Here is a 7,963-nt window from a genome sequence, read left to right as displayed (position 1 = left end):
AGGTAGCCCTGAACTGGGAGACCAGCTCGGAGGACGGGGACAAATACTTTACGGTAGAGCGCAGCCGCGACGGCGCCACCTTCGACTCCGTTTGCGCCGTCGGCTCCCAGGCCCCCGGCGGCAACAGCGCCACGCCGTTGCAATACCTGACCTACGACCCGCACCCGTTACCGGGGACCAGCTACTACCGCCTCCGGCAGACGCACACCGACGGCACGTCCACGTATTCCAGCGTGGATATGGTGACGTTTTCGTCCTCGCCCTCGCTGTCTGTTTACCCGAATCCCACCACCGGACCCGTCACTGTCAGCGGCATCCCCGCCACCATCTCCTCGTTCACCGCCGAATGGTTCGACGAGCGCGGTCGCCCCGTCTCACGCGTTTCCGTGGCCGTCGCCTCCGGCTCCGCCACCTTGCGCGCGGACTTTATACCCGGCCTGTATTTCTTGCGGATGGTGTTTTCGGATGGGAGCGTGCGGGTGGAGAAGGTTTTGGTGGTTAGGTAGCGGCGGCGGCGCACTTTGCGTGGCGCTCTTTGCGCGGCTGCCCGAGGCGCCGCAATTGGCACGGATTTTTCCTGATAGTAGTATGCAAAAGACTATCGGACTCATCCTCGTGGTCATCGGCGTCGCCATGCTGATCTGGTCGGGATTCACCTACACCAAACGCGAAAAAGTCATCGACGCCGGCCCGGTCCAGGTGACGGCAGACCGCCAGAAGAACGTAAACTGGCCGCCGTACGCGGGTGGGGTGGTGCTCATCGCCGGCGTGGTGGTGTTGGTTGCGGGGAGGAAAAAGGGCGTCAATTAACCTTCAACCTCTCCTCCTCCAGGTCAATCCGATACAACTGCGCCCGGATAACCCCTTCATCTATATCGGGGTCGCTGTTGAGCTCGCTCAGGAACCGTCGCTGGCTATCGAGCAGCTCCAGGAAGAGGGCTTTTTTCTTTTCGTCCATACCGCTGCCTTCCGTCGTCTTCGATCGCTCTTCCCACATTTTGAGCAGCTTTTCCCTATGCTCGGGGTCTACCCGGGAAGCCAGGAAATCGTGCGTATGGTTTTTCAGGTCGTCCCTGATCTTTACCAGGATATCCCGGTCCCGGTCATCCGTTGCCAAACCGTCGAACGGCCGAAACCGCCTTATGAGGAACGGGAGCGTCAGCCCCTGTACCACGAGGGTCAGGAGGATGACGATAAAGGTGATGAACAGGATGAGGTTCCGGTGCGGGAACGGCCTCCCATCGTCCAGCGCGACCGGTATGGCCAACGCGGCGGCCAGCGATACGACCCCGCGCATCCCCGTCCACCCCAGCAACAGCGGCGTCAGGAACGCCCGGTTCCTGAGCCTGGGCGCCACGCTCGGGCGGAAAATAAACGTCGCCACCATCGCCACGTAGGAGCTGATGATCCGCGCCGCAATCAGCACGCCGGTGATCAGTACGCCATAGCCTATGGCGGTATGCAACGGTGTCCCCTGGCTCCGTAAGCCCTCTACGATTTCCGGAAGCTCCAGGCCGATGATAAGGAAGACGATCCCGTTAAGGATAAACACCAGGCTATCCCATACGCTGTACCCCGATAGCCGGCTGGAGCTGCTCAGAAAGGTGAGCCGCCTGGCGGACATAAACAAACCGCCGCTTACCACCGCCAGGACGCCCGAACAGTGGAGCCGTTCCGCCAGCCAATACATCAGGTAGGGTTCGATCAGCGTCAGCGCGATATCGGACGAGGCGGTCGTCGGCAGCCGTTTATGCGCCTGCACGAAGAACCAGGCCAGCAGCAACCCGATCCCGGCGCCCCCGATGATCATCCATACGAAGGTGCCCGCCGCCTGTTGCCAAAAGAACTGCCCGGTTCCCACCGCCACCAGGGCAAACCGGAATATAATGAGCGACGACGCGTCGTTCAGCAGGCTTTCCCCCTCCAGGATGGCGGACGTCGCCCGGGGGATTTTTACGAATTCCGTGATGGCCCCCGTGCTCACCGCATCCGGCGGCGACACGATGCCCCCCAGCAGGAAGCCGAGCGCCAGCGAAAAACCCGGCAGGTAATGGTTGGCCACGACCGCGACCGACAGCGCCGTAAAAAACACGACCAGGAAGGCAAAGCTGCTGATGATCCGCCACCACTTGAGCATTTCCTTAAAGGAAACCGTCCAGGACGCCTCGAACAGCAACGGCGGCAGGAATATGAAGAAAATGAGGTCCGGGTCGACCTTGACCGCCGGCAGCCCCGGTATAAAACTGATCAGCAGCCCAGCCACCACCAATAGAATCGGGTAGGCGATCCGCAACCTGGCCGCCCACATTTCCAGTAGCACCACGGCGGCTATCATCGCGAGTAAGAAAGGAAGAATGGTGTGCATACAGTCAATATACGGATTTTCCAAACGGGAAAGCCCAGGACAGCGTCCTGTCGCCAACTCGCTATATTAGCATATGCCCCGCCATATCGCTATATCCTTGCTATTGCTGGCATCGCTGACGACGAACGCCCAACACCGTGACTACCAGGTAGCCGTCTATTATTTCCCGAATTACCACCCCGACAGCATCAACGCCAAATGGCACGGCGCCGGTTGGACCGAATGGGACGTCGTAAAAGCGGCCAAACCCCGATTCCCCGGTCACGAGCAACCGAAGGTCCCTACGTGGGGTTATTTCAACGAAGCGGACCCCGCATGGGCGGCAAAGGAAATCGACCTCGCCGCCGACAACGGGATCGATTGTTTTATCTACGACTGGTACTGGTACAGCAACACCGGGCAATACCTCCAGGAAGGACTGGAGAAGGGTTTTCTGAAGGCCCCCAACCGCAACCGCCTGAAGTTTGCCATCATGTGGGCCAACCACGACTGGCTGAATATCCAGCCGGCCACGTTCGACAACCACCGCGTGGCGCTCACGCAGGGCGAGGTGTCGATGGGGTTGTGGGATACGATTTCCACGTACATCGTAAACCACTACTTCAAACAGCCCAACTACTGGCTGATCGACGGGAAGCCCTATTTTTCCATCTATGAGATCGTCACCTTTATCAACGGGCTCGGCGGGACCGACAGCGCACGGAAGGCTATCGCCCTACTAGACGCCAAAACCCGGGCCGCCGGTTTCCCCGGGGTGCATCTTAACATCATGAGCTGGATGCTCAACCCCGGGTTTCTCCGCCAGATCGCCGGACCGGCGCGCCCCGCCGACGTCCAGGCTCTGCTAAACTCCCTCTCTGCCGAAAGCGTTTCGACCTATTGCTACATCCACCACTACAACGGCGTCGGCAGGGACGGTTTTCCAACGGTCCCGGTCGAAAAGCCGTTTGCGGATATGAAGAAATACTGGTACGACTTCGTCGCAAGATACCCTGACGTGTTGTATACCCCAAACATCTCCATGGGATGGGACGCCAGTCCGCGCTGTATGCAAAGCGACCGGTTCGCTCCCCACGACTATCCGTGGACCCCGGTCTTCGCCGGCACCACGCCACAGGCGTTCGAATCGCAGCTACGGGAGGCCAGGGCATTTTTGGACAAATACAACCCGAAGCACAAAATTGTAGTCATCAACGCCTGGAACGAATGGACGGAAGGGAGCTTTCTCCTGCCGGAAAAGAAGTACGGTGACGGATACCTGAAGGCAATAAAGGCGGTGTTTCCATAATCCCTAGCCCCTCCCCAGCACCCTCCCCTTCATCGCTGCAAAGAACCTCGCCCTATAAGATTCCCCTACGAGTATGCGCGTCGCGCCATCGTGCAACCGCACCTCGTTCCCTTCGATGGCGGTGATCTCCCGTATGGCCACGATACATGATTTCTGGATGCGCATGAAAGCATCGGCCGGCAGCCGCTCCTCCAGGTCTTTGAGCGGCAGCAACGCCAGCGTATGTCCACCCTTGTGGTGGATGTCGACATAGTTCTTTCTCGCCTCCACGTAGCGGATGTCGTCGACGTCGATCTTCAGCATGTTCCCGCGCACCCCGGTCCGCACGAGGATGAAATCATCCGCCACGGGCACCAGCGACGTGAGCTTCTCCACCGTCCGCATAAACCGGGGGAGCGGGATCGGCTTGACGAGATAGTCCACCACATCCAGCTCGAACCCATCGAGGGCATACTCCGGGTAGGCGGTGCACAACACCACCTTGTATGTATTCCGGATGGTACGGATAAAGTCGAGCCCGGTCATCTCAGGCATATGGATGTCCAGGAATATACAATCGATGGGGTGTTGCCGCAGCAGCTCCAGCGCCCGCAGGGGGCTGGTGCAGCTGGCGACGTGCCGCAGCTGGGCGGTTTGCCCGATATAGTGTTCCAGCACTTCGCTGGCATGGGGCTCGTCGTCGACGACCAGGCAGTTGATCATGCGTCAGGGGGTTTTATAGTCAAAACCGCTTTGAATAGCTGGGGGCCGTCGGTAATGTCGAGGCTGTAATTGGCGCCATAGGCTCCTCTCAACCGGTTGGTGACGTTTTCGAGCCCGATGCCGGTCCCCAGTTGCTTCGGCCCTTCGCGTCTGCGGTTAACCACCGAGAAAAAGATAGCCCCGTCACAACGAAGGTGGATGCGGATGGGATGGTCCCTGTTTTCCATGTCCCCGTGCTTGAGGGCATTCTCGACAAACGTGATCAGCACGAACGGCAGTATCCCGACACCCTCCATGTCGCCCTCCAGCAAAAAATCGATCTGCAACCGCCCCGCGAAACGCAGCTGGTGGATATGGATGACGTTTTCGAGGTGTGTCACCTCGTCCGCCAGCGGGACGAAGTCGCCATTCTGGTGGAGCGCATATTTCATGATATTGGACAGGGTCATGATCCCGTCCGACAATTCCGGGGCGCCCCTGAGCGATTTGGCGTACAGGAAGTTCAGGGTGTTGTGCAGGAAGTGCGGGTTTACCTGGGACTGCAGGAATTTCTTCTCCGCCGCTATCTTTTCGGTGGCCATCTTTTGCAGCTCCAGCTGGATGGCGGCCGTGGCCCGCATTTGCTGCGCCGCAAAGATGGTCGACCAGTAAAAGCCGGACAACAACACCAGGAATACGAAATACATGGACAGCGAAAACGTAAACGTAAAAAGCTGCGAGCTCGTGTAGTGATGGCCTGTATCGTACCCATACAGCACCCACCGCATAACGGCCATGAACAGCGCCGTCATCCCCGCCAGGCTCAGCCAGTACCAGACCTTCCGCCGGACAAAAAGGGCGTTGCAGAGGAAGAAGTTTCCGTAGAAAATGACCATCGCGACCGCCAACGTCACCGTGGTCTGCTCAAAAGGATGGTAGTCGATCCGCTGTCCCTTTGACACCGCCCATTGCGCCCCCAGGAACAGCACGTAGATGCCGCTCCACACCGCCAGGTTTAGCCGGTAGAATCGCTTATGGAGACGCAGTCCGCTCATGGTTTACCGTTTAAATATAGTAAAGCTTTTTCCAGCGCAAGGTCCCGTTTCCGGAGAAAGTCGTCAAGGGTGACGGTCGCGGCGATGTCCGGTTGGATGCCCACCCGCTGGGTCTCCCGGCCGTCGGGGTAGTACACGCCCAGACCGGTGAACTGCGCAAGACCGCCGCCGGGCAGGACCAGGAGGGCGACATTCCCGTCGGCCCCGGCGGTGGCGCTCCCCACCAACCGGGCCCCCGGTACCGCCCGGAAGGCCATGGCCATAAATTCGCCGATACTGGTGCTGTTACCGTCGATAAGTACGGCGATCCTGCCCTTGTAGGGGGAGGCGGCATGGGGGAGGCCCTGGTCGGTCGGCGGCAGGAGATGGAATGCGCCGGGTCTTGATGGCACCGCGGTTTTGAACCGGCAGAACGGCGTATGCACGGGAAGGGTCATTTCGAGTAAAATATCCCCCGCGTTGGTGAAGTTTTGTTCGTCGGCGTTGCGGCGGGTGTCGATGATCAGCGCGCGGCTGCCGTCAATCAGGGGTTTCCAGCGGGCGCTGTCGTTCCGGTTGAGGAGGGCCATGTTGAGGTAGAGGACGTTCCCTTTTAACAGGGCGTACGCGGTGTCCCTTGGATAAGGGAACCAGGCAGGGTTCCAATCGACCGCCGCTGGAGCGGCGGGGTGTGCGTTGGGCACGACCAGCTGTACGCGGACGCCCTTTCTTCGAATCGTCAGGCGGCTTTCTTTCAGGTGGCTCCTGACCATGGGCAGGCCCAGCTTGATCATCCGCGAGGCCGCATTCGACGCCGGGCACTCCGTCGCCAACCGCCCGGAAAGCGCGGTGGCCGATTCCCCGTCGATGCTGTCGACTATGTCGCCGGGTTGAAGGGCCGTTTTGCCGTCGACCGAGCTCACCACCCACCGGCCCACATACTGCAGCGTGAACGGCCGGATATAGCCCCCGTTGACCACGGTGTCCCGCATCCAACCCAGGTAGCCATGCGTATCGTCGATCCGGGCAAGCAGCTCCGCGACGTCGTGGGTGTAGGTGGTAAAATCCTTTTCGACGCTCATCCGCGGGATGAACTCCCGAAGGACTTCCGGCCACGCCGTTTTCAGACCGTATTTATAGGGATACCAGTACTCGATCGCGTTCCAAAGCCGGAAGAGACAAAGCAGACCATAGCTGCTGTCGGGATAGCGGATCGCCGGATAGGCGGCCTCGTGCCGGAACAGGAGGATGTTGGCGCCGTCGTCCGGCTGAAACCCGATGTAGTAGTTTGGACCGGCGACGCTGTCGCCAACCGGCATACCCCCCGCGCGGTCGATGAATGCCTGCAGACTGTCGTTCTTCTCTTTCCGGCTCGTGAGGCGTCGGTAAGCCGGCAGGAACCCCAGCAACGCGGAGTCCCAGGAGATCCTGCCGGAAGCGACGGCGGGGGAATGGTATTTCATAAACCCCCAGACCCTGCCCAGGAGCGCAAGTCCGGCGGTATCGGATTGGGATCGTGTACTGCCCGCGACGGCCAGAAGGGCGGCGGCCAGGAGGAACTTTTTCATGATCGTCTATTTCCGGGCAAAATAGGCGGGGCCGTTACCATGGGGAAACTAAGTACACGAAAGGGGCGTTTGGGGAGACGAAAGCCGGTAGATCATCCCAGGAATGTGACAGGGGGCGCTGACTGCCATGGGTTATTATTTCCCAACCGCCGTTTTCCGCCGATTTAAACGTACCTTTAGCATTCCCCTACTTTCAAACGCAATCCGGAAAACGTTTCAGGGTATTAAGTATATTCCTCGCTTCTTTTGAAAGCTTCGAACGCAAGGCCGATTTGTTCGAGGATTTCCTCGGGAAAATCGGTGAACTGGAGCTTTTCGAGGGTAACATTGGAAGGCGTAAAGCGAGTAAGGCTTTGATGGTGATTACGCATGTAATCGCGCGTTTCCGAAGGCCATCTCGGTTCGTGTTGCTGGAAAAAAGTCATGAATTTTTCCTCCACCTTGTCCAGGTTCTTTTTCAGCAAGTCGATACCCGTCACTTGTTTATTCATATCGACGAAGGTAGGCTTTATAATTGTCAATCATCAATACATTCAATGACCATACAACAGATCGAAAAATTCTTAGACGCGCACCCTGAAGGGGCATTCGTATCAGTGACCATATCTTTTAGGACCCGGAAAGACGTCGAAGGCGTCTTTATTCCATCGCCAGAGTTCGAGGATTTGAAGAAAAAGAACCTTTGGCGGGTCGTGATGTCCACGCACCTGGACGACTATAACCGCACCAAAAGCCTCAGCCACGCGAGGGTTTTCAACGGCCTTGACTTCTCGAAGATCTCAAGCAAATAGCCAATGCTCTACTCAAAAAACGACCTCGCCCACAAGGACTACGACTGGGCGCCCGGCGCTGTCTATAGCGGAAGCCCGACTCGCCGGACGTTCGATCCATTCAACGGGGAGCAGGTGCTTTTTATCATCAATTCGTTTTGCAAATCCCTCGCCGGCGTTTCGGTCGCCGAGGCGCAAAAGATCGAGGCGCTCATTCGCAACAAGCTACCGATTAACGCGAAGAGCGAGATATCGGT

General features: G+C 58.5%; 10 protein-coding genes. 5 read left to right on the top strand and 5 right to left on the bottom strand.

Translation table 11 applies throughout. From position 1 onward, the window contains the following. A partial coding sequence (locus VL547_RS21365; protein WP_325581798.1) for a T9SS type A sorting domain-containing protein occupies positions 1-506 on the top strand: 506 nt, incomplete at its 5' end. Between the two features lie 82 nt (positions 507-588). Continuing rightward, complete coding sequence (locus tag VL547_RS21360; protein WP_325581796.1) at positions 589-810, top strand: hypothetical protein; 222 nt, start codon at positions 589-591, stop codon at positions 808-810. On the opposite strand, the gene VL547_RS21355 is transcribed toward VL547_RS21360, so the two are convergent. Next, entirely contained in the window at positions 803-2,365 is a 1,563-nt protein-coding gene (locus VL547_RS21355) for a Na+/H+ antiporter (protein ID WP_325581794.1), read from the bottom strand. The two genes, VL547_RS21360 and VL547_RS21355, sit on opposite strands and share 8 nt — an antisense overlap. Before the next feature lie 73 nt (positions 2,366-2,438). Between VL547_RS21355 and VL547_RS21350 the strand changes: the two genes are divergently transcribed. Then, positions 2,439-3,653, top strand: coding sequence for a glycoside hydrolase family 99-like domain-containing protein (locus VL547_RS21350; protein WP_325581792.1), 1,215 nt, complete (start codon positions 2,439-2,441; stop codon positions 3,651-3,653). A 3-nt stretch (positions 3,654-3,656) separates the two neighbouring features. On the opposite strand, the gene VL547_RS21345 is transcribed toward VL547_RS21350, so the two are convergent. The 4 genes from VL547_RS21345 to VL547_RS21330 all read right to left on the bottom strand — a co-directional run bounded on the left by VL547_RS21345 (position 3,657) and on the right by VL547_RS21330 (position 7,427). Beyond that, positions 3,657-4,355 carry a LytTR family DNA-binding domain-containing protein gene (locus VL547_RS21345; RefSeq protein ID WP_325581790.1) on the bottom strand — a complete coding sequence of 233 codons (699 nt, stop codon included), beginning with the start codon at positions 4,353-4,355 and terminating at the stop codon, positions 3,657-3,659. Beyond that, a complete protein-coding gene (locus tag VL547_RS21340) occupies positions 4,352-5,389 on the bottom strand; it encodes a sensor histidine kinase (protein ID WP_325581789.1) in 1,038 nt (345 codons plus the stop codon). Before VL547_RS21340 ends, VL547_RS21345 begins: the two co-directional genes overlap by 4 nt. Further along, positions 5,386-6,936, bottom strand: a complete 1,551-nt coding sequence (locus VL547_RS21335; protein ID WP_325581788.1) for a S41 family peptidase — start codon at positions 6,934-6,936, stop codon at positions 5,386-5,388. The genes VL547_RS21340 and VL547_RS21335 overlap by 4 nt, the downstream gene beginning before the upstream one ends. A gap of 224 nt (positions 6,937-7,160) precedes the next feature. After that, positions 7,161-7,427 carry a hypothetical protein gene (locus VL547_RS21330; RefSeq protein WP_325581787.1) on the bottom strand — a complete coding sequence of 89 codons (267 nt, stop codon included), beginning with the start codon at positions 7,425-7,427 and terminating at the stop codon, positions 7,161-7,163. 45 nt (positions 7,428-7,472) lie between these two features. On the opposite strand from VL547_RS21330, the gene VL547_RS21325 reads away from it, so the two are divergent. Continuing rightward, positions 7,473-7,727 (top strand): short-chain dehydrogenase, encoded by a 255-nt coding sequence (locus tag VL547_RS21325; RefSeq protein WP_325581785.1) that lies wholly within the window; start codon positions 7,473-7,475, stop codon positions 7,725-7,727. A gap of 3 nt (positions 7,728-7,730) precedes the next feature. Continuing rightward, on the top strand, positions 7,731-7,963 hold a 233-nt coding region (locus VL547_RS21320; RefSeq protein WP_325581783.1), incomplete at its 3' end, for a hypothetical protein.

It is taken from the genome of Dinghuibacter sp. (genome assembly GCF_035492835.1).
Lineage (GTDB): Bacteria > Bacteroidota > Bacteroidia > Chitinophagales > Chitinophagaceae > Dinghuibacter.
Note: the sequence above shows the minus strand (reverse complement) of the source record. Positions and strands in the feature narration are given on the sequence as shown.

Coding starts and splice junctions, on each gene's coding strand:
- VL547_RS21355 (WP_325581794.1), bottom strand. CDS start 2,365: ATGCACACCATTCTTCCTTTCTTACTCGCGATGATAGCCGCCGTGGTG.
- VL547_RS21325 (WP_325581785.1), top strand. CDS start 7,473: ATGACCATACAACAGATCGAAAAATTCTTAGACGCGCACCCTGAAGGG.
- VL547_RS21340 (WP_325581789.1), bottom strand. CDS start 5,389: ATGAGCGGACTGCGTCTCCATAAGCGATTCTACCGGCTAAACCTGGCG.
- VL547_RS21335 (WP_325581788.1), bottom strand. CDS start 6,936: ATGAAAAAGTTCCTCCTGGCCGCCGCCCTTCTGGCCGTCGCGGGCAGT.
- VL547_RS21345 (WP_325581790.1), bottom strand. CDS start 4,355: ATGATCAACTGCCTGGTCGTCGACGACGAGCCCCATGCCAGCGAAGTG.
- VL547_RS21360 (WP_325581796.1), top strand. CDS start 589: ATGCAAAAGACTATCGGACTCATCCTCGTGGTCATCGGCGTCGCCATG.
- VL547_RS21350 (WP_325581792.1), top strand. CDS start 2,439: ATGCCCCGCCATATCGCTATATCCTTGCTATTGCTGGCATCGCTGACG.
- VL547_RS21330 (WP_325581787.1), bottom strand. CDS start 7,427: ATGAATAAACAAGTGACGGGTATCGACTTGCTGAAAAAGAACCTGGAC.